This is a genomic window from Brevibacillus dissolubilis, from assembly GCF_006170445.1.
Classification (GTDB): Bacteria; Bacillota; Bacilli; order Brevibacillales; family Brevibacillaceae; genus Brevibacillus_B; species Brevibacillus_B dissolubilis.
Window position 1 is genome coordinate 192641 of record NZ_VCNA01000003.1, and the last position, 20129, is coordinate 212769.

Annotated in this window: 21 protein-coding genes; all 21 read right to left on the reverse strand. The window is 49.8% G+C overall.

Annotation, left to right across the window (positions count from 1 at the left end):
* Nucleotides 1-26: 26 nt before the first annotated feature.
* The 21 genes from spoVAE to deoB all read right to left on the reverse strand — a co-directional run bounded on the left by spoVAE (nucleotide 27) and on the right by deoB (nucleotide 20119).
* Nucleotides 27-377, reverse strand: coding sequence for a stage V sporulation protein AE (gene spoVAE / locus FGI41_RS06960; protein WP_139489240.1), 351 nt, complete (start codon nucleotides 375-377; stop codon nucleotides 27-29).
* A 3-nt stretch (nucleotides 378-380) separates the two neighbouring features.
* Nucleotides 381-1409, reverse strand: coding sequence for a stage V sporulation protein AD (gene spoVAD / locus FGI41_RS06965; protein WP_139489241.1), 1029 nt, complete (start codon nucleotides 1407-1409; stop codon nucleotides 381-383).
* Nucleotides 1410-1417: 8 nt separating this feature from the next.
* Entirely contained in the window at nucleotides 1418-1903 is a 486-nt protein-coding gene (spoVAC, locus tag FGI41_RS06970) for a stage V sporulation protein AC (protein WP_139489242.1), read from the reverse strand.
* A 121-nt stretch (nucleotides 1904-2024) separates the two neighbouring features.
* Entirely contained in the window at nucleotides 2025-2447 is a 423-nt protein-coding gene (locus tag FGI41_RS06975) for a stage V sporulation protein AB (protein WP_139489243.1), read from the reverse strand.
* A complete protein-coding gene (locus FGI41_RS06980) occupies nucleotides 2444-3070 on the reverse strand; it encodes a stage V sporulation protein AA (RefSeq protein WP_139489244.1) in 627 nt (208 codons plus the stop codon). The genes FGI41_RS06975 and FGI41_RS06980 overlap by 4 nt, the downstream gene beginning before the upstream one ends.
* A gap of 60 nt (nucleotides 3071-3130) precedes the next feature.
* Nucleotides 3131-3886 carry an RNA polymerase sporulation sigma factor SigF gene (gene sigF, locus FGI41_RS06985; RefSeq protein WP_139489245.1) on the reverse strand — a complete coding sequence of 252 codons (756 nt, stop codon included), beginning with the start codon at nucleotides 3884-3886 and terminating at the stop codon, nucleotides 3131-3133.
* Between the two features lie 10 nt (nucleotides 3887-3896).
* Complete coding sequence (gene spoIIAB, locus FGI41_RS06990) at nucleotides 3897-4343, reverse strand: anti-sigma F factor (protein ID WP_139489246.1); 447 nt, start codon at nucleotides 4341-4343, stop codon at nucleotides 3897-3899.
* Between the two features lies 1 nt (nucleotide 4344).
* Nucleotides 4345-4695, reverse strand: a complete 351-nt coding sequence (spoIIAA, locus tag FGI41_RS06995; RefSeq protein WP_139489247.1) for an anti-sigma F factor antagonist — start codon at nucleotides 4693-4695, stop codon at nucleotides 4345-4347.
* 166 nt (nucleotides 4696-4861) lie between these two features.
* Nucleotides 4862-6037: a D-alanyl-D-alanine carboxypeptidase family protein gene (locus FGI41_RS07000; protein WP_139489248.1), complete on the reverse strand. Its 1176-nt coding sequence runs from the start codon at nucleotides 6035-6037 to the stop codon at nucleotides 4862-4864.
* A gap of 122 nt (nucleotides 6038-6159) precedes the next feature.
* Nucleotides 6160-6780 (reverse strand): flavin reductase family protein, encoded by a 621-nt coding sequence (locus FGI41_RS07005; RefSeq protein WP_139489249.1) that lies wholly within the window; start codon nucleotides 6778-6780, stop codon nucleotides 6160-6162.
* A gap of 270 nt (nucleotides 6781-7050) precedes the next feature.
* On the reverse strand, nucleotides 7051-9120 hold the full coding sequence (locus FGI41_RS07010; protein WP_139489250.1) for a methyl-accepting chemotaxis protein: 2070 nt from the start codon (nucleotides 9118-9120) through the stop codon (nucleotides 7051-7053).
* Between the two features lie 163 nt (nucleotides 9121-9283).
* A complete protein-coding gene (locus tag FGI41_RS07015; RefSeq protein ID WP_176560167.1) occupies nucleotides 9284-10258 on the reverse strand; it encodes an ABC transporter ATP-binding protein in 975 nt (324 codons plus the stop codon).
* 18 nt (nucleotides 10259-10276) lie between these two features.
* Nucleotides 10277-11269 carry an ABC transporter ATP-binding protein gene (locus FGI41_RS07020; protein WP_139489251.1) on the reverse strand — a complete coding sequence of 331 codons (993 nt, stop codon included), beginning with the start codon at nucleotides 11267-11269 and terminating at the stop codon, nucleotides 10277-10279.
* 13 nt (nucleotides 11270-11282) lie between these two features.
* Nucleotides 11283-12200, reverse strand: coding sequence for an ABC transporter permease (locus FGI41_RS07025; protein ID WP_139489252.1), 918 nt, complete (start codon nucleotides 12198-12200; stop codon nucleotides 11283-11285).
* Nucleotides 12201-12206: 6 nt separating this feature from the next.
* Entirely contained in the window at nucleotides 12207-13139 is a 933-nt protein-coding gene (locus FGI41_RS07030; protein ID WP_139489253.1) for an ABC transporter permease, read from the reverse strand.
* Between the two features lie 265 nt (nucleotides 13140-13404).
* Nucleotides 13405-15021 (reverse strand): peptide ABC transporter substrate-binding protein, encoded by a 1617-nt coding sequence (locus FGI41_RS07035; RefSeq protein ID WP_139489254.1) that lies wholly within the window; start codon nucleotides 15019-15021, stop codon nucleotides 13405-13407.
* Nucleotides 15022-15094: 73 nt separating this feature from the next.
* Nucleotides 15095-15574, reverse strand: a complete 480-nt coding sequence (locus FGI41_RS07040) for an Lrp/AsnC family transcriptional regulator (RefSeq protein ID WP_139489255.1) — start codon at nucleotides 15572-15574, stop codon at nucleotides 15095-15097.
* A gap of 398 nt (nucleotides 15575-15972) precedes the next feature.
* Nucleotides 15973-17274, reverse strand: coding sequence for a pyrimidine-nucleoside phosphorylase (locus FGI41_RS07045; RefSeq protein ID WP_139489674.1), 1302 nt, complete (start codon nucleotides 17272-17274; stop codon nucleotides 15973-15975).
* Between the two features lie 6 nt (nucleotides 17275-17280).
* Nucleotides 17281-18102 carry a purine-nucleoside phosphorylase gene (locus tag FGI41_RS07050; protein WP_139489256.1) on the reverse strand — a complete coding sequence of 274 codons (822 nt, stop codon included), beginning with the start codon at nucleotides 18100-18102 and terminating at the stop codon, nucleotides 17281-17283.
* A gap of 19 nt (nucleotides 18103-18121) precedes the next feature.
* Entirely contained in the window at nucleotides 18122-18931 is an 810-nt protein-coding gene (locus FGI41_RS07055) for a purine-nucleoside phosphorylase (protein WP_139489257.1), read from the reverse strand.
* Nucleotides 18932-18943: 12 nt separating this feature from the next.
* Nucleotides 18944-20119, reverse strand: a complete 1176-nt coding sequence (deoB, locus tag FGI41_RS07060) for a phosphopentomutase (protein WP_139489258.1) — start codon at nucleotides 20117-20119, stop codon at nucleotides 18944-18946.
* Nucleotides 20120-20129 lie beyond the last annotated feature (10 nt).

Below are 20129 nucleotides of genomic sequence, written 5' to 3' on the forward strand. Positions count from 1 at the left end.
TCCACATTCTGTTTATTGGATATGGTTTATCCTTTAGGCCGGAAGACGAGCGAGGCGAAGAAACCAAACACAATCGCAGCACTGATCCCCGCTGATGTCACCTCAAAAATCCCCGTGATGACCCCAATCAAGCCGTCCTGACTGGCCTCCTGCATGGCCCCGTGATACAGGGAGTGACCGAAGCTGACAATTGGGACGGTAGCCCCTGCTCCTGCGAAGTCGATGAACGGGTCATACACTCCGAAAAAGTCAAGGATAACCCCGACAACCACCAGCGTACTCATGACATGGGCCGGGGTGAATTTGCCGACGTCAAGCAGCAGCTGCCCGACAACGCAGATGAGGCCACCGACGACGAACGCGATTACGTACTCCATTCTCTATTTTCCTCCTTCAAACGCAACAGCATGCGCGATACACGGAATTGAATCGCCCTGTTGGTAACTGACCGGGCTGAGAAGTGCTCCGGTGGCGCAGACGAGCACCTTTTTCAACAGGCCTTTACTGAGTTGATCCACGATATAGCTGTAGGTGACCGTTGCAGAGCTGGCACATCCGCTTGCCCCGGCGAAGACTTCCTGATCGGGATGGTAGACCATCAGACCGCAGTCGTTGTACACCTTGTCCATGTCGTAGCCTTCTTTTTGGAGCAGGTCTTTGGCGATCGCATAACCGATAGAGGCCAAATCCCCGGTGACGATCAGGTCATAATCCTGTGGACGAAGGCCCGTATCTTCAAAATGCGTCATCAATGTAGAGACGGCTGCCGGAGCCATCGCCGCGCCCATGTCAAACGGGTCTTTGATCCCTAAATCCATCACTTTGCCGATCGTCGCATGGGTGAGACGCGGACCATCGCCGCCTATGCCGACCACTGCCGCACCCGCACCTGTGACAGTCCATTGGGCATTGGGTGGTTTTTGTCCGCCGTATTCAGTCGGGTAGCGGTATTGCCGCTCTGCTGTGGCGTTGTGACTGCTGCAAGCGGCGATGATGTAGTTGGCATAGCCTGCATTGACCAGTGCAGCCGCATTGGAGAGCGTCAGCATCGAGGTAGAGCATGCTCCATACATCCCCATCAGCGGAATGCTCAGGTTCTCGGCGGTGAAGTTAGCCGTGATATTCTGGTTGAGCAGGTCACCTGCGAGGATCTGGTCGATATCATCCGGCTTCAGCCTCGCCTTCTCCAGCGCGATGTTGACCGCGTCCTCCATCAGAATCCGCTCTGCTTTTTCCCACGAATCCTGTCCGGCGTACATATCATCATAGACTCTGTCAAACAAGGCTCCGAGCGGTCCTTCCCCTTCTTTTGGTCCGACGACCGTAGCCGTTGCCTGAATACGCACGTCTTCGGTAAATTGCCAGGTCTGGCGGCTCAGCCGGTTTCTCGTTGCTACACTTGTACTCATCTTGTCGCTCACCCCGCCCACAGCATATTGAGAATTGTACGCAGCGCACCGAACACAAACGCCGCCACTGTACCGAACACGATGACAGACCCGGCCAGCTTGAACATGTTGCCGCCAACCCCAAGCACATAGCCTTCACTGCGGTGCTCAATCGCCGCCGAAGCAATCGAGTTGGCGAAGCCAGTGACCGGTACGGCAGAGCCTGCCCCTGCGTATTGTCCGATGTTGTCATAGACGCCAAGTCCGGTGAGAATCACGGAGATCAGGATCAAGGTGGCTACCGTCGGATTGCCTGCGTCCTGTTCACTGAATCCAAAGAAATTGATATAGATGTTGGTGATAATCTGTCCCAGCAGGCAGATCGTACCGCCGACCCAAAAGGCACGGAACGTGTTCTGTAGTACGTTTCGCTTCGGACGGTACTTGCTGGCTTGCTCTTTGTATTCGGCCTTGCTTAAGGGGAACTGGATTCCTTTCTTCGTCTTGGTTGCCATGAGAGTCAATCGCGCCCTTTCTTCCGATTCATGGTTGGTAAGGTGTAAGGTTGGTATCTACTGACTAGTTTTTGTGAGATACTCCTGTTCTATGAGTTGGTACTTTTTACCACGAGATATTTCAGTATAGCTGGAGCCAAAATTGGACAAGTGATCCTGTTATCTTGCCGATCACCATTGCCAGTAAAAAGGTTTTAATAAACGTCTCCATGTTCAGCCGCTTGGTCAGGATCGGAAAGACGTTCAACACCTCGGTCAGTCCGGCCGCCAGCGTCCCGATGAAGACTCCTGCCAGCAGTCCCAGCAGGATGACCAGCACGCGCGGCAGATAAAAAACGATTTGGAAAAAATCCGTCGTTGTTGCAAACAAAGCCCCACTGACCAGTGCCCACTCATAGGCCCGCAGATAGTTATGCGTGCGGCTCAGCTGAGTTAAGCGAGGGATGACCTCTAGCATGCTGACAAATGCCACAAATCCGCTGCCCACCGCAAGTCCGCCCCCCAGTCCGATGATGACGGTGAGACTGCCTTTGAGCAGGCTCATGATTTGTCCTTCTCGTTCTCTTTGTTTTCATGCTGGAGATAGTACTGGTCGAGATTCTGCTGGTACAAAAACATCTCGACATCGAGCGGACTGGGCTCCTCATTGATTTTTTTACGGAAAATATGATTAAAAAACAGCACCATCCCAAGCCCGATGCCAATCGAATACGGAATCTGCAGCAGCATCGGATGGGCATCTTGCTCTCCTGTGATCAGATAATAGATCCGTTGATGTACCTGGGGCATGCTGACATCGGCATGAAAATTCATGATCGCAAGGCCTGAGCCGACGAACAGCAGCAACCAGACCAGGACGACCGCGATGAGGTGTGGCCGTTTGCGTGGACGCGTCACCTCCACGATCAGCTGTGAGGCTCCCTGCACCTCCAACACCACATCCGGATACATCGTCCGCAGCTTTTTGATGATCTGCATGATGTCGACGATCACCAGGTCACCATCCTCCGGTCTGACCTTGTAGACCGGGATTTTGGCAAGCGTCTCTTCACGCTGTCCGTCCCAATAGAGCTGGCACAGGTCTCCCAGCGTGATCAATGCATTTTCGCGAACCGTCAGGCGTTTACGCAAACGAAGAAACAGTGGCTGATTCTCTTCCACACGCATCCTCCCCCGTCCCCTAGTTGTAGCTGATAGTATGCGCAAGCAAAAAAAAGACCATTCGAGCTAGTGCTCGATCTGGTCTTTGATCGTCTGTAAGATTCGTTTTTCCAGCCGGGAGACTTGCACCTGGGAGATGCCCAGCCGCTCGGCTACTTCAGATTGGGTCTGGTCTTTGTAATAGCGCAGGAAGACGATGAGCTGTTCACGCTCGGTCAGCCTGCTGATCGCATCCTTGAGGGCAATCTTGTCAAACCATTTGCCCACGCTCTCGTCGGCAATCTGGTCGATCAGGGTGATCGGATCCCCATCGTTCTCAAACACCGTCTCGTGGATCGATGACGGCGCACGGGCCGCTTCTTGGGCGAAGACGACATCCTCCGGTGCGATCCCCAGCTCATCGGCCACCTCCTGGATCGTCGGTGAGCGGCCAAACTTTTTGTACAGCTCATCCTTCGTCCGGCGCACCTTGTTGGCTGTTTCCTTGAGGGAACGGCTTACTTTGACCGTCCCGTCATCACGCAGGAAGCGCTGGATCTCCCCGATGATCATCGGTACGGCATAGGTGGAGAATTTGACATCATAGGTGAGGTCGAATTTGTCCACCGCCTTGAGCAACCCGATGCACCCGATCTGGAACAGATCATCCGCTTCGTACCCACGGTTCATAAAGCGTTGGACAACGGACCAAACGAGGCGAATATTGCTGTTGACCAGCGTTTCGCGTGCATCGTTATCACCGGATTGGCTTTTGGCGATTAACTCTTTCACTTGGTCATTACTTAAGAATGGGTGACTGGCGTTTTTGATATCGGCTCCCATGGCATTACCCCTAGTTTTGTAAAGCTTTTGAGAATGAAAGTCGTTTGGTCAGACGGATTTTTGTGCCTTTGCCGACCCCTGTGATCACTTCAATCGAATCCATGAAATTTTCCATAATCGTAAAGCCCATACCCGAACGCTCCAGCTCCGGCTTGGAGGTGTAGAGCGGTTGCATCGCTTCTTCCACATCGCCAATCCCGTGGCCGTGGTCTTCAATCGTCAGCTCCACCAGACCATCATCATAGGCGACATGGATATGTACCAGACCTTCTGGATTTTCTTCGTACCCATGAATAATCGAGTTGGTTACCCCCTCAGATACGACGGTTTTGATCTCTTCCATCTCTTCCATGGTGATATCGAGCTGGGAGAGGAAGGAGGCGACCGCCACACGGGCAAACGCTTCGTTTTTACTGAGTGCGGCAAAGGAGAGGTTCATCCGGTTCTGATTCGCCATCTTAGGCCACCCCCAGTACAGTCAAGGCTTCTGCTTCGTTATCTTTGAACTTAATCACTTTGAACAAGCCTGACATTTCAAAAATGCGGTAAATCGTCGGGTTGATCGAGCAGACGACCATTTCCCCGGAGCGTGCAGAGATTTGCTTATAGCGGCCAAGAATCACACCGATCCCGGAACTGTCCATAAATTCGAGGGAGGCGAGGCTTAACACCACATGACGGATCTGCTCGTTCTTGAGCACATCGTCTACCTTGTTGCGCAGCTCTTCTGCGGTGTGGTGATCCAGTTCGCCTTGCAGTCGTACAACCAATACTTCGTTTTTTACTTCCATATCGATGCGAAGACTCATCGTTGACACACTCCTTCTTACCCTTGATGCTCTAGAGTTTCGTCACCGTAAGAACCAATTCCTCCCAGTCGACAAAAGCTCCAAAAAGAACAAAAAAATCGAGAAGCCTCATCAAAAAACCTGTGGCATTCTCGACTCTTTTCGCGGGTCATCTGGTTGTGTGCCTCTACTGGTAGCTGACTACAATCGCTCTCGTTGTACGCTTAAGAATCTCCCACAAGCCTGCCTGGTCTACTGTTTTTTCCGGGAACAGATCGACCCGTGCCACTTCTTTGCCGTCCTTCTTGATGAAAATATGTCCCACCACGTCCGTCTTCTTCACAGGTGCCTTAATGCTTGGCGTCAAGACGACTTCTTTGTTGTACATATCAGGGTTTTCCCCTTTTTTCGTCAACAGGCTGACCGTTTGCGATGTGACGATATTGACTTTCGCATCACGTCCCTTATCGACCATCAGCTGCTGGACGACATCGCCTTTTTTGTAAACTGGATACACTTGGAAGTGGTTGAAGGCATAATCAAACAGACCCGATACTTCGGCATTGCGTGTTTTCGTGTCAGGCTCACCCAGTACCACGGTGATCAGACGCATGTTGTTGCGCTTGGCCGTAGCGGTCAGACAATACTTCGCTTCGGATGTATAACCGGTCTTCAGACCATCGACGCCTTGATAAAAGCGCACCAGACGGTTGGTGTTGACCAGCCAGAACGGGTTGCTGGAGTCTTTGCGCAGATAATCCTGATAAGAACCCGTGTATTTGGTGATATGCTCATGCTTTAACAGCTCACGCGACATGATCGCGATGTCCATCGCTGAGGAATAATGGTCAGGGGACGGCAGGCCGTTCGGATTGACGAAGTGGGTATTTTTCATCCCCAGCTGCTTGGCCCGCTCATTCATCTTGGCAACGAATGCCTCTTCGGTACCTGCGAGATGCTCTGCCATCGCTACCGCTGCATCATTGCCGGATGCGATCGCAATTCCTTTGAGCATATCCTCGACAGACATCTCTTCACCAGGTTGCAAAAAGATCTGCGAACCACCCATGGAGGCTGCATGCTCACTGGTGCGGACTTTGTCGGTCAGCTTTAATTCCCCGCGCTCAATCGCTTCCATCGCGAGGAGCATGGTCATGACTTTGGTGATACTTGCCGGTGGCAGTTTTTCATTCGCATTCTTTTCATACAAAATGGTGCCCGAATCCGCCTCAATCAAGACGGCAGACTTCGCATGCGGAGCCATATCTACCTTGTTCTCCGCAGCAAAAACCGACCCGGCGGATGAGGAAAAGAAAGTGAGAAATGCTAGTGTGAAAAGGAAAAATCGAGATAGTCTTTTCATAACGTTCCCTTACCTCCATTCTTACTGGTAGCATTTCCAAGCTGGCAGGAAAAAATACACAATGAATGACAGGATTGGATAATTATTTTGGGTATAAAAAAGAGGGCCACACAGGCCCTGCTTTATAACTCGGCACGGAATGTTTTACCGAGATGTTCACCCAAACCAAAATAGTGTCGGAAGTTATAAATTAATGGACTCCACACATTGGGATCAATATGCTTCTCATCGATCAAGATCTCCTTATCGGCGTGTATGTTGACCGCCTCTACCTCTACAATAGCAAAACTTGGGGTATGCTCAGGTACACGGATATGCATCACCTTCGCTTCGATTTGCAGCGGGCACTCCAAAATACGGGACGGCATTACTTTTTCGGAAGGCTGGGCTGTTAATTGGGCAGCTGCAAACTTGTCCTTTTCATAGCGGAATTTGTTGGCTGCTTTTTGCTCCGGTACTGGATTTACTCCTGTCAACGGGGCTAAGGCCTCAACGTTCTTCCACAGGTTGGGATTGGGGACATTGACTACGCATTCTGGGTGTCTTCTGAGATTCTCAAGCGCTTTGCCGTTCAGTCCAAGACCTAATACCAGACAATGACCGAGCGCCCATGAGGATGAGATCGGACTAATATTGGTAGAACCGTCTTCATTCAAGGTGGTCAGCAGTACCACCGGCGTCCCATAGTACAGAATACTTGGCTGGATATGTAAATGTTTAGTCTCTCGCACGTTGATTTCCATAAAAAGTCCTCCAATAACAAACATATGTTCCGCATCCGATTCTACCTAACTTCTGTATGTTTGTAAACCAAAATTTGTCTAATGATGAAGAAACCACCCTTCACTGAGCAACAGAAGGGTGGTTTGCATGCAGAAGTTATGCTGCTACATTGGGGTTGTGGCGATCGACTTGGTGACTCTGGTACAATCGCTTTTTTTATCCCATCGGGTTGATGTACAATCAGCAACATGTTCAACCCATCCTTGGTTTCTCATTGGTCCTTCATCCCATCAGATCGTGAACCTCTGGATATTCTCATTCAGCTCATCTGCCATCTGTTTGAGGTGATCTACTTCCTCGTTGATTTTGGAAATCGCCATGAGCTGTTCATCAATGGTTTCGACCACACCTGTAATGGAGGTCTGGATATCCCCGGACATATTGGACAGGCGCATCATGGATGAAGTCACGACTTGGTTGCCTGCGGCCATTTCTTCGGAGATGGCGGTCATGGATTCACTTTGGCTGGCGGCCGCTTGGATGTCGCCGAGGATTTGATCGAAGGCATGCCCTACATTTTCGACGGAGACGAGACCGCTGGATACCATGGTGACGATGCTGTCCATGTTATGGCTCATTTCCTGTGCTTCCTGGTTGATGGAGCGGGCGATTAAAGCGATGCGGTCTGAGAATTCACTGCTCTCCTCAGCCAGCTTGCGGACTTCATTGGCAACGACGGAGAAGCCTCTGCCTGCTTCACCGGCGCGTGCTGCTTCTATGGAAGCATTAAGGGCCAGCAGGTTGGTTTGAGACGCGATGGCGGTCATCATTTTGACGATTTCCGTGATCTCGCTGGATCGCTGGCGCAGGCTCTGCATACGCACATTGGAGCGGGCTACCTGTTCAGAAGCCATGCGGACGACATGGATGACCTCCTGCACCAGTGTAGAGCCGTCTTGAGCGCGGTCAAAGGTACGGCTGGTGGCAATCGAGGTGGATTCTGCGGCTGTGGCTACCTGCTCCACGCCTTCCGAGATTTCGGAGACAGTCGTTGCTGTCGACTGTACCTCATTGGTTTGATTGACGACCCTGTCTGAGATGGTGGTGATATTGGTCTGAATGGTGTCAATAGCCGCACGGTTTTCCTGTGCAATCATATTTAGCTCATCTGTGGCTATATGTAGTTGAGTAGCTTTATCGTGCACGTTGGCCAACAGATTACGCAGTTCGCCCACCATATGGTTCATCGCCCGACCGACGAGTGCGATCTCGTCATGGCCTTTTACGTTCGCATGGACCTGCAGATCCCCTTCACCCACGCGCTGCATGTACCTGGCAATGGCGTAGAGTGATCTTCTGATCTTATTGGCGAACCACCAGATCAGCACACAAGCAATTCCGCTCACCGGGATGGAGAGCAACAGAATCACCCATGTCATGTTGTACACTTCCCCGTAGATTTCATCTGTTGAGGTAGTCATGACAAAATTCCACCCTAGCGTCTCAATCGGGGCAAATGCGGCGAATGCTTCCACGCCATTGTCTTTATAGACGACCGACTCAGATTTCCCCTGCTTCATCAGTTCCAGCATTTCAGCGTACTCGCCTTGCTTGGCAAGCTCTACCGTGCTGTTTTGCTTTTTATCCTTGTGAGCGACGACGAGACCGTCACCTTTTACCACGAAGGCATATCCATTCTGCATGAACGGCACCTTTTCCAGCTTTTCCACCAGCTGATTGATCGAAAAAGCTACAACCAAGATACGGTCCGTCTTACCCGCATCTCCCACAGGTGATGCGATGTATAGAAAGCTTCTCTCTGCATTCGGCGTAAATTCTTCGTCAGAGATGACCAATTCCTTTTTCTCCATCGCCTTTTTGAAGTACTCTTTGGTTCTAAAATCAGTTCCGCTCCGCCCTGTGAGTGAATAGATATCCTTGCCTGTTGCCGTATCAATCAGATAGACTTTTGTGATCTCCTTATAGCTCTGCTTCAGGTTTTTAAACTGCTCCATCACAAGTGTGTCAATATCCGTGGTCAACACCCGGCGTTTTGCTGTTTCATTTACCGCTTCGGTTAACGTATTCACCCAATCATTAATACTTTGGCTGTGCTGCTCAGCCAGCATTTTAGTCTCTTTAGACGTGATGTTGGTTAACGTAGCTTTTGAATAAGTAAAAGCGATAAATTGCAAGGTCAGAAAGATAACCAAGACCATAACAATTCCAAAAATAATCATTTTGGTTGCAATTGAGTTACGGATTCTCCCCAAGGCCAGCGAATTCGACATATCAGTACGGCTGTTCTCTCTAAGCCATTCTTGCACGTACTTCACAAGTGATCTGCCTCTGTTTTTCATCTCACTCGCCCCCTTTTTTCTAGATATATATATTTTAGGTATTCATATTACCTTACGACCCATATTTTGGTAGCAAATAGCTAAAAAAAAGCCTCATCGAAATGGGAGTCAGGCTCCCTTTACTTCGTTGAGGCTCATTTCCTAGTATGACTGAACTGTGTGCTTAGTTATAGAGATGGCAAGCTACGAAGTGGTTAGGCTCTACTTCTTTCCACTGTGGAGCAGCTGCTGCGCACTCTGGCATTGCTTTCGGGCAACGAGTACGGAAGTTGCAACCGCTTGGTGGGTTCATCGGGCTTGGTACGTCACCTTCTAGAACGATACGCTCACGGTTACGCTCAATCTCTGGATCTGGAATCGGAATCGCAGAAAGAAGCGCTTGGGTGTACGGATGGAGCGGCTTGCTGTACAGCTTGTCGGACTCTGCAAGCTCCACCATTTTACCAAGGTACATAACACCTACACGGTCAGAGATGTACTTAACCATGGAGAGGTCATGCGCGATGAACATATAAGTGAGGCCCATCTTCTCTTGAAGTTGCTCAAGAAGGTTAACTACCTGTGCCTGTACGGATACGTCAAGAGCGGAGATCGGCTCGTCACATACGATGAACTTAGGCTCTACCGCGAGTGCACGGGCGATACCGATCCGTTGGCGCTGACCGCCGGAGAACTCATGCGGGAAACGGTTCATATGCTCAGGGTTCAAGCTTACCAGAGACAGAAGCTCTTGGATACGCTCTTTGCGTTTTGCACCGGAAGCGAGACCGTGGATGTCAAGCGCTTCACCGATGATATCGCCAACCGTCATACGCGGGTTAAGAGATGCGTACGGGTCTTGGAAAATCATCTGCATTTCGCGGCGGAGTGGTTTCATCTCGGAATTGCTCAGCTTGGAAAGATCTTTGCCTTCGAAGATGATTTGACCTTCTGTTGGATCGTACAGCTTGAGGATCGTACGGCCTGCTGTGGATTTACCACAACCAGACTCCCCTACGATACCAAGTGTTTCCCCACGCTTGATGGTAAAGGATACACCATCTACTGCTTTAAGTGTATTTTCGCCGATTTGGAAGTATTTCTTCAAATCACGGATTTCAAGAAGATTATCGTTTTGGTCGATTGGTTTCTTAGCCATGAATTGCCCTCCCCCTTCTTACGATCTACCTTGTGCAAGCGGGTGTTGCAACCAGCAAGCAGCACGGTGAGAAGGTCCATTTACGTCATTCAATTCTGGGTCAATCTCTTGGCAGACACGCATCGCGTTCTCGCAGCGGGCAGTGAAACCACAGCCTACCGGCGGACGGAGCAAGTCTGGTGGTGTACCGAAGATCGGAGTCAGCGGCTCGTCACGATCGAGGTCAAGACGAGGTACCGAACGAAGCAGACCTTTGGTATACGGGTGTTGTGGGTTGTAGAAGATTTCGTCTACGGTTCCCTCTTCGATTACCTTACCAGCGTACATAACTACAACGCGGTCGCACATCTCAGCAACAACACCGAGGTCATGCGTGATCAGGATGATGGAAGTACCCATTTTCTTTTGAAGATCTTTCATCAGGTCAAGGATTTGAGCCTGAATGGTCACGTCAAGCGCAGTAGTAGGCTCGTCGGCGATCAGCAGTTTTGGAGAACATGCGAGAGAGATTGCGATCATCGCACGTTGACGCATACCACCCGAGAACTCATGTGGATACTGATTGACGCGGCGGTCTGGCTGTGGAATCCCTACGATTTCAAGCAACTCAACAGCGCGGGTTTTTGCCGCAGCTTTGCTCATGTTTTGGTGCTTGATCAGACCCTCCATGATTTGGTTACCGATCGTCATGGTTGGGTTCAAGGAAGTCATCGGGTCTTGGAAGATCATACCGATATCCTTACCGCGGATGGACTCCATTTCTTTATTGGATTTCTTCACAAGGTCATCGCCTTGGAAGAGGATTTGACCTTTTTTAATTTCACCCGGTGGCATCGGGATCAATTTCATGATGGTTTGGGAGGTTACGGATTTACCGCAACCGGACTCCCCTACGATCGCTACAGCTTCCCCTTTATTTACGTGGAAGTTCACACCGCGTACAGCTTGAACTTCACCGGCATATGTGTGGAAGGAAACGTGCAGGTCTTTAACTTCAAGAATACGTTCCATGAGTAATTCCCCCCTATTTACGCAGTCGTGGGTCTACGGCATCACGGATACCGTCACCGAACAAGTTGAAGGCAAGCATGGTCACAGAGATAAAGACCGCTGGGAACATCAATCGCCATGGATAATACTTCATCGCTGGCAGACCCTCATTCGCCATGGTACCCCATGAAGCTACCGGTGCGGATACACCAAGACCGATAAAGGACAGGAAGGACTCTGCGAAGATTGCAGAAGGAACTGTCAGTGAAAGTGTAACGATGATTGGACCAAGAGAGTTTGGAACCAAGTGTTTGAAGAGAACACGCATATCGTCAGCACCAAGAGAACGGGCAGCAAGCACATACTCTTGTTGTTTCAGTTGAAGCATCTGACCACGTACGATACGGGCCATCCCTATCCAACCCGTTAAGGTTAGGGCTAGGATAATCGTACCTACACCAGGCTCAAATACAACGAGAAGCAGGATTACAACAAGCAGGTAAGGAATTGCGAACAAGATATCGGCAAAACGCATCATCGCTTCATCGATTTTACCGCCGTAGAAACCAGCGATACCACCATAGATAACCCCTACGACCAAGTCGATCGCAGCAGCAGCAAAACCTACTTCAAGAGAGATACGAGCACCGTACCAAATACGTACAAACACGTCACGACCGAGGTCGTCCGTACCGAACCAGTGTTCAGCAGAAGGCTTTTTATTCTTACCAGCGAGATCTGTTGTGAAGTAGTCATTAGAGCTCATCATTGGTACGAAAATCGCACAAACAATCAGAGCAATCAGGAAGATCATAGAGACCATCGCTACTTTATTTTGCTTCAGTCGGCGCCAAGCATCTGCCCAAAATGAAAGGCTTGGACGAGAAATTTGTTCAGCCTGACGGAGGTCAACCGAAATAGGTTGGAAATGTTCTTTAGTTAATTGTTGCATGTTATCCTACTCCTTTCCGCCACCAGCTAATTTAATACGTGGGTCAACGAATGTGTACGCCAAGTCAACCAAGAGAACCAGAACTACAAGCAGAATGGAATAGAATACAGTTGTACCCATAATTACAGTGTAGTCACGGTTAGAGATAGAGAGTACGAACTCACGGCCAAGACCTGGGATACCGAAGATACGCTCAATTACGAAAGAACCGGTAAGAACGTTTGCAATCAGTGGACCAAGATACGTAATAACTGGCAACAGAGCATTTCGAATCGCATGTTTTACGGTGATCACGAAGGAAGAAAGACCTTTGGATTTAGCCGTTTTGATGTAATCTTGACCCAATACCTCAATCATGTTGGAGCGGGTCAGACGCGCGATAAACGCGAGTGGGGAAGCCGCAAGTGCCAAGGAAGGCAATACTGTATACTCAAATGACTCCCATTTTGCAATTGGGAACCATCCTAATTCGATGGAAAATACGTATTGGTAGAAGGTTGCCAAGATAAAGCTCGGCACAGAAAGTCCCAATACAGCTATGATCATACCGGTATAGTCTTGCCACTTATTATGCTTTAAGGCTGCGATTACCCCGAGGGTGATCCCCCCAAATACTGCGATGGCAATCGCTTGCAGACCTAAGTGTGCAGATACCGGGAAACCGCGGTTAATCATATCATTAACAGTGGATGATTTCTCAGTAAAAGATGGGCCCAAGTCCCATTGAATAACGTCAACAAGATAATCGGTGTATTGCTCGAAAAGTGGTTTGTCCAAACCGTATTTAGCTTCGAGAGCTTTTTTGATTTCTTCCGGCACTTTTTTCTCGGAGGTGAAAGGACCGCCCGGAATCGCATGCATCAGGAAGAAGGTAGAGGTGACAATCAGGAAGAGCGAGATAGCCATGAACAAGATACGTTTGCCTAGGTAGCGAAACAATTTACATACCCCCTTTAAAGATTTGCTACTTCCACATCCACCTTACACAAGTTGTCAAAATTCGACACTATATGAAAAATAGATGTGTAACCCACCAGAAATACATTTTTCTGTCTATTTATTTAATACCATAATAATAAACCAAAAAGTATGTTTAATACTATGGTAATACAAGGGACTGTAGAGTAAGGGTATATGGCCCATCCATATACCCTTAACCCACAATGCCCATATAAACACTACACGTACTGCTCTGTCAGCAAGGTCACTTGCTTACATAAGCCCATTTCCAGTCTACAAACCCCAAGCCGTCCAAGACGACTCCCTTCACTTGGTCCTTCTTCACATAAGAGAACGTATAGAAGTAGATTGGAGCAATCGGCATATCCTCCATGAGGATCGCCTCTGCATTTGCCAAAATTTTCTTACGTTTCTCTTTATCAAGTTCGAGTGCGGATTGGTTCAACAGCTCTTTAAACTTAGGGTTTTCCCAGTTCGTGTCGTTGTTGCCGCCCTTCTTGTCTTTGAAGAGTTCAAGGAAGTTGATCGGGTCATTGAAATCGCCCAGCCATCCCATTCGCCCAACTTGGTAGTTCCCGGCGTGAAGTTTATCGATGTAGGTCTTCCACTCGACATTTTCGAGCTTAACCTCCACGCCAAGTTCTTGCTTCCATTGGTCTTGGATTGCCTCTGCGATTTTCTTATGTGCTTCAGAAGTATTATAAGAAAGGGTAATCGGCGGCAATTTGGTGAGGCCGAGTTCTTTTATCCCTTCTTCTAGTAACTTCTTAGCCGTCTCCACGTCATTATCCTTGAAGTAACCTTCAGGATGTAGAAGCATGGATTCAGGCAGTGCGCCCATAGCTGGTTTTTGTTCCTGTTGAGTAATGTTATCAATAATGGCTTGTCGGTTAATCGCGTAGGTGAAGGCTTTACGGATTTTGACGTTGTTGAATGGAACCTGCTCAGTGTTGAATTTGTACCAATAGGTGCCGGCGATCGGGATCGTAGTCATCTTGCCTTGATCCTTCAGCGCTGGAATCGAATCGGTAGGAAGTGAACTGAGCGGATGACCAGCCCAGTCAAGATCACCGCTTTCAAACATGGAAAGCTCCGTGTTCTCGTCTTCTACCATTGAGAATTCGATACGGTCGAGCTTTACGGTGTCTTTGTCCCAGTACTTGTCATTCTTCACGAGAACAAGCTTGCTCTTATGTTCCCATGCTTCCATTTTGAACGGGCCGTTTCCTACGTGGGTGGCTGCTTCTGTCGCCCACTTCGGATTGGCTTCGACTACCTTCTTGTTAACAGGATAGTACGTGTAGAATGCTGTCAGCTCAAGGAAAAACGGGGTTGGGTTCTCTAACTTGACTTCGAGAGTCTTGTCATCCAGTGCTTTTACCCCTACATCATCACGCTTCGCTTTTTTCGTGTTGAACGCTTCGCCGTTCTTGATGTAGTAAAGCTGGTATGCATAGTCAGAGATCGTATTAGGGTCAAGGGCACGCTTCCAAGCAAATTCGAAGTCGTGTGCAGTCACTGGATCACCATTGCTCCATTGCGAATCACGCAGGTGGAAGGTGTAGGTCAAACCGTCATCGGAGACATCGATCTTCTCTGCTACGGAATTGATCGGCTCCCCTTTTTCAGTGGTGCGGGTCAAGCCGTCAAAAGTAGCGCGGGCAACCGCTCCAGACGTGGTGTCTGAGGCGAGTCCAGGGTCTGCTGTAGGTGGTTCTGAGTGGAGGTTCAGCTTGAGGATTTGCGAGTCAGATGCCGGTTTATCGTTGGCATCTGTGCTGACAGGTTTACCGAAACAACCTGTCAAAGCGGTACTGAGCATCAAAACGGAACTGGCTAGCACGAAAACACTCTTCTTCAACGTTAACTCCCCCTATTTTATGTTTTTTCTGAAAACAACGACTAGGAGAAATCGTTGCCTGGGGTCCTCATCATCAACCCTTTTCATTTATGGCAACTTCGTCTTCACGAACGTAGGAGAATGAATCCTTGTATTGGCGGAGTTCGAGAGAAACGTCTGCGCCAAGGATTCCTTCTATGCGAGAGAGTCGTTCGTTGACGAAGTGGATGAGCTCGGTATTGCTATAAAAGAATGCCTGAATGATGAGATCGTGTTTTCCGCTGAAGGCTCCCACAAAGCGAACTTCCGGGAGTTGACTGAGTTCTTCGGCCACTTGCTGCTGAAGTCCCAGCTTGGTGTTCAGTCCGATGATGGTCTGGACGTTAAGTCCTAATTTGACTGGATCAGTGCGAATGACAAATTCGAACACACCGTCGTGCAACAGGCGAGAGATCCGAGAGCGTACTGTCCCTTCACTAATCTTAAGCTGGTGTGCAATCTCTGTGTAAGGAGTGCGCCCATCGTCCTGGAGAATTTGTAGTATCTGCCGATCCAGATGGTCGATTCTTTTCAAGAGTACCACTCCATTTAAAGATCTTGTAAGCCTGTAAAATCGAATTACGAAATACACAGCTACTCTACGTGTTTTTTACGAAATTCGAAGAAATCCTTAACATTCGCCTGACACTATAAAATTATTACGAAATGATAGCGGTGTCAACGAATTTTCACAAATACAAATATAAAACATTATAAACCTAGGCTTATTTCTTCTTATATATTTTGAAATTATTTGAAAACTTGTTTGTAACTATATATATGAGACAAACTGCATGCCGCATGCAAAAAGATGAAAAAAACCGCTACATTCAACGCTTTTCGTACGTATACCCTACGAAATCAAGCATGGAATATAGCGGAATCAGGCCTGAAACCCATTTTAATAATTTTTATTTTTTCGCCAAAAAAGTTTTAAATAATTTTATAGATCAAAAGTTGCACGACTCCCTGCTCAGCGTCTACGCTGATGGCAGATGCGATCTCATCAACCGCATTTTGTCCAGCTTCTATATTATTTGCATGAATAACAGCGATCGTTTCGCCTGCTTCAACCGGGTCTCCGATTTTTTTGGCAAAGACGATTCCGACTGCCAGATCGATGTCGTGTTCTTTGGTCAGACGGCCTGCACCTAAAGAAACGGAAGCATGCCCTACGCGCTCTGCATCGATGGCTGTGATATATCCCTTGGCTGGTGCTTTCACTTCGAGCTTATGAGCCGCCTGAGGCAAGAGAGAGGTGTCATAGATGCAATCAGTTTGACCGCCTTGGGCAGCGACCATCTCAGCAAGCTTATCGACCGCTTTTCCGGTTGCAATCAGCTCTTCTAACAGTTGATAGGCGGTGGTAGTATCAGGTGCTTTGCCACCTAATACCAGCATATGAGAACCGATCGTCAGGCAGAGTTCGGTGAAGTCTTTCGGCCCTTTGCCGGCGAGGGTGTCAATTGCTTCTTTGACCTCGAGCGCATTGCCCACTGCAAAGCCCAGCGGCTGGTTCATGTCGCTGAGTACGGCCACGGTGCGGCGCCCTACTTGTTCGCCGATTTCGACCATGGCATGGGCCAGCGTCTCGGCTTGTTCGAGGGTCTTCATAAAAGCGCCCCTGCCCACTTTGACGTCGAGCAGGATCGCGTCTGCGCCTGCTGCGATTTTTTTGGACATAATGGAGCTGGCGATCAGTGGCAGGGCCTCAACCGTCGCAGTTACGTCGCGCAATGCATACAGCTTTTTATCGGCTGGTGTGAGGTTGCCGGACTGGCCAACGATGGCTACGCCCACCTCACGCACCTGATCGAGGAACTGCTCACGGGAGCGCTCTACCTGATAGCCTGGAATGGCCTCCAGCTTGTCAATGGTGCCACCGGAGTGTCCGAGTCCACGCCCTGACATTTTGGCCACAGGAATGCCTGCAGCAGCGACTAGAGGCGCGACTACGAGTGTCGTCTTGTCCCCTACTCCGCCTGTGGAGTGCTTGTCTACCTTGACCCCTGGGATGGAGGAGAGATCGATCTGATCGCCTGAGCCTGCCATTGCCAGTGTGAGGTCTGCTGTTTCACGAGGGGTCATCCCACGGAAAAGAACCGCCATCGCCCATGCTGACATCTGATAGTCAGGAATGGAGCCGTCTGTGTAGCCATTTACGAGAAAGGCGATTTCTTCCGGGGTGTGCTCATGACCGTCCCGTTTTTTTGCGATTACATCTACCATGCGTATCATTGCTTACACCTCAGCTACGATATTTTTCACAAGGGAGATGAATTGCGGACGGGTACGGTTCGCTACCGCTACAACCTGCTCGTGGGTGAGTGGCTCGAGCTCTTCGCCGATCGCCATGTCTGTGATGCAAGAGATTCCGAGGACTTTGAGGCCTGCATGGCTAGCTACGATCACTTCTGGAACCGTAGACATACCGACAGCGTCACCGCCGACACGTGCGAGCATGGTCAGCTCAGACGGAGTCATATAGGTAGGGCCAGACACGCCTGCGTATACGCCTTGCTGTACTTTGACGCCGAGTCGTTCTGCTACGGATTTCGCGGTTTTCACCAGCTCAGGAGTGTAGGCGCGGGACATGTCTGGGAAGCGTGGGCCGAACTCTTCGAGGTTGGCACCGATCAGCGGGTTATCGCCGGTCCAGTTGATATGGTCGGTGATAATCATCAGGTCACCTGCTGCAAACGCACGGTTCATACCGCCAGCTGCGTTGGTTACGACCAGAGTGTCGACGCCGAGCTTTTTCATTACATAGATCGGGAACGTAACGACGCTCATGCTGTAACCTTCGTAGTAGTGGAAGCGGCCTTGCATAGCAACAACCGGTGTGCCGTTCAATTGGCCTACTACCAGACGGCCCTCGTGTCCTGCTACGGTAGACACAGGGAAGTTCGGGATTTCATCATAGTTGATGTAGGTTGGGTTTTCGATTTCGTCAGCAAGCACGCCAAGACCGGAGCCAAGGATCAGACCGATGCGTGGTTGTACAGAGATTTTCCCTGCAATATAGGAAGCTGCTTCTTGAATTTTTTGCGCTTTGTTTTCCATATCGATATTCACCTGTTTTCTATAATTTGGCGATGATTCCGTTTACGAGTGCAAGGAATTCGGATTTTACTTTTTCCGTCGTTTCCATAACCTCGTCATGGGTCAGAGGCTGTTCGAGGATGCCTGCTGCCATGTTGGAGATGCAAGAGATACCGAGGACTTCGACACCCATATGACGGGCTACGATTACTTCCGGTACGGTGGACATACCGACTGCGTCACCGCCGAGGTAGCGGATCATGCGGATTTCGGCTGGAGTCTCATAGGATGGGCCGAGCATACCGCAGTAGACGCCCTCTTTCAGCTGGATTCCTTGCTCGTTGGCTACTGCTTTCGCCACTTCACGCAGGCGCTTGGAGTAGGCTTCAGACATGTCTGGGAAACGCACGCCAAAGCTCTCATCGTTAGGTCCGATCAGCGGGTTGCGGGAAGTGAGGTTGATATGGTCGGTGATCAGCATGAGATCGCCTGCATTGTATTCGGTGTTGACACCGCCTGCTGCATTGGTCACGATGATGGTCTCTACCCCGATTGCTTTCATCACACGGATCGGGAAAACAACCGCATCGAGTCCATGGCCTTCGTAGTAGTGAAAACGACCTTGCATCGCTACTACTTGTTTGCCTTGCAGCTTACCGATGACGAGCTGGCCTTTGTGACCTACTACCGTGGATTGGGTGAAGCCTGGGATATCGCTGTATGGAATGGCAATCGCGTCTTGGATGTCCTCAGCCAATACGCCCAGACCGGAACCGAGTACCAGACCCAGTGTCGGTGCTTCTTTAAGTTGGCCTAAAATAAATTCTTTTGCTTGATTGATCGAGCTCATTGTGTGTACCTCCTACAATTCTTCTAAGAAACTGCGACCGATTTTTGGCAGGGTGACACCAAAGTTGTCCGCGATGGTTGCGCCAAGATCTGCGAACGTTTCGCGCACACCGAGGTTTTTGCCTGCCTCAAGACCTTTATATGTAACCAGAAGGGGAACATATTCACGGGTGTGGTCTGTTCCGTGGTGGATGGGGTCGTTACCGTGGTCAGCTGTAATGACCAACAGGTCGCCTTCGCGCATAGCGCCAAGGATCTCAGGCATACGTGCGTCAAATTCCATCAGTGCTTGTCCGTAGCCTTCTGGATCGCGGCGATGGCCGAATTTCGCATCGAAGTCGACAAGGTTGACAAAGCTGAGTCCTGTGAAGTCCTCGCCCATCGTTTTAACGATCTGGTCTACGCCGTCCATGTTATCTTTGGTACGGATGGAGCGGGTGATTCCTTCTTCGGCATAAATGTCAGAGATTTTTCCGATTGCAATCGACTCGATGCCGTTGTCCACCAGGTGGTTCATGACTGTTTTGTCAAATGGCTTCACGGAGTAGTCATGACGGTTGGCGGTACGTGCAAAATTACCCGGTTGACCCAAGAATGGACGGGCAATGACGCGTGTAACCGCATACTCATCGCGCAGGGTCAGTTCACGTGCGATTTCGCAGATGCGGTAGAGCTCATCGAGTGGAACAATCTCTTCGTGTGCTGCGATTTGGAACACGGAGTCCGCAGACGTATAGACGATAACAGCGCCTGTTTTCATATGCTCTTCGCCCAGCTCATCGAGGATTTCGGTGCCGGATGCGACTTTGTTGCCGAGCACTTTACGTCCGATGCGCTGTTCAAACTCTTGAATCAGTTCTTGTGGGAACCCGTCTGGATAGGTATTGAACGGGACTGCCACTTGCAGGCCCATGATTTCCCAGTGGCCAGTGGTGGTGTCTTTCCCGATGGAGATCTCAGCCATTTTCCCGTAATGGGCTGTGGTCTCTTGTACGGTTGGTACGTTGTGAAGCGGTGCGATGTTACCAAGGCCCAGCTTCGCGAGGTTCGGCAGTGCAAAGCCGTTCACGCGCTCTGCGATATGACCGAGCGTGTGTGCCCCTTCATCATTGAATTTCGGTGCGTCCGGCAGTTCACCAATCCCGACGCTGTCCATGACAATCAAAAAAACACGCGAAAAACGCGCCATCTGTCATCCT

Coding starts and splice junctions, on each gene's coding strand:
- FGI41_RS07025 (WP_139489252.1), bottom strand. CDS start 12,200: ATGCAACAATTAACTAAAGAACATTTCCAACCTATTTCGGTTGACCTC.
- spoVAD (WP_139489241.1), bottom strand. CDS start 1,409: ATGAGTACAAGTGTAGCAACGAGAAACCGGCTGAGCCGCCAGACCTGG.
- FGI41_RS07050 (WP_139489256.1), bottom strand. CDS start 18,102: ATGGAAAACAAAGCGCAAAAAATTCAAGAAGCAGCTTCCTATATTGCA.
- FGI41_RS06980 (WP_139489244.1), bottom strand. CDS start 3,070: ATGCGTGTGGAAGAGAATCAGCCACTGTTTCTTCGTTTGCGTAAACGC.
- FGI41_RS07010 (WP_139489250.1), bottom strand. CDS start 9,120: ATGAAAAACAGAGGCAGATCACTTGTGAAGTACGTGCAAGAATGGCTT.
- spoVAC (WP_139489242.1), bottom strand. CDS start 1,903: ATGGCAACCAAGACGAAGAAAGGAATCCAGTTCCCCTTAAGCAAGGCC.
- FGI41_RS07005 (WP_139489249.1), bottom strand. CDS start 6,780: ATGGAAATCAACGTGCGAGAGACTAAACATTTACATATCCAGCCAAGT.
- spoIIAA (WP_139489247.1), bottom strand. CDS start 4,695: ATGAGTCTTCGCATCGATATGGAAGTAAAAAACGAAGTATTGGTTGTA.
- deoB (WP_139489258.1), bottom strand. CDS start 20,119: ATGGCGCGTTTTTCGCGTGTTTTTTTGATTGTCATGGACAGCGTCGGG.
- FGI41_RS07015 (WP_176560167.1), bottom strand. CDS start 10,258: ATGGCTAAGAAACCAATCGACCAAAACGATAATCTTCTTGAAATCCGT.
- FGI41_RS07020 (WP_139489251.1), bottom strand. CDS start 11,269: ATGGAACGTATTCTTGAAGTTAAAGACCTGCACGTTTCCTTCCACACA.
- spoVAE (WP_139489240.1), bottom strand. CDS start 377: ATGGAGTACGTAATCGCGTTCGTCGTCGGTGGCCTCATCTGCGTTGTC.
- FGI41_RS06975 (WP_139489243.1), bottom strand. CDS start 2,447: ATGAGCCTGCTCAAAGGCAGTCTCACCGTCATCATCGGACTGGGGGGC.
- spoIIAB (WP_139489246.1), bottom strand. CDS start 4,343: ATGGCGAATCAGAACCGGATGAACCTCTCCTTTGCCGCACTCAGTAAA.
- FGI41_RS07000 (WP_139489248.1), bottom strand. CDS start 6,037: ATGAAAAGACTATCTCGATTTTTCCTTTTCACACTAGCATTTCTCACT.
- FGI41_RS07055 (WP_139489257.1), bottom strand. CDS start 18,931: ATGAGCTCGATCAATCAAGCAAAAGAATTTATTTTAGGCCAACTTAAA.
- sigF (WP_139489245.1), bottom strand. CDS start 3,886: ATGGGAGCCGATATCAAAAACGCCAGTCACCCATTCTTAAGTAATGAC.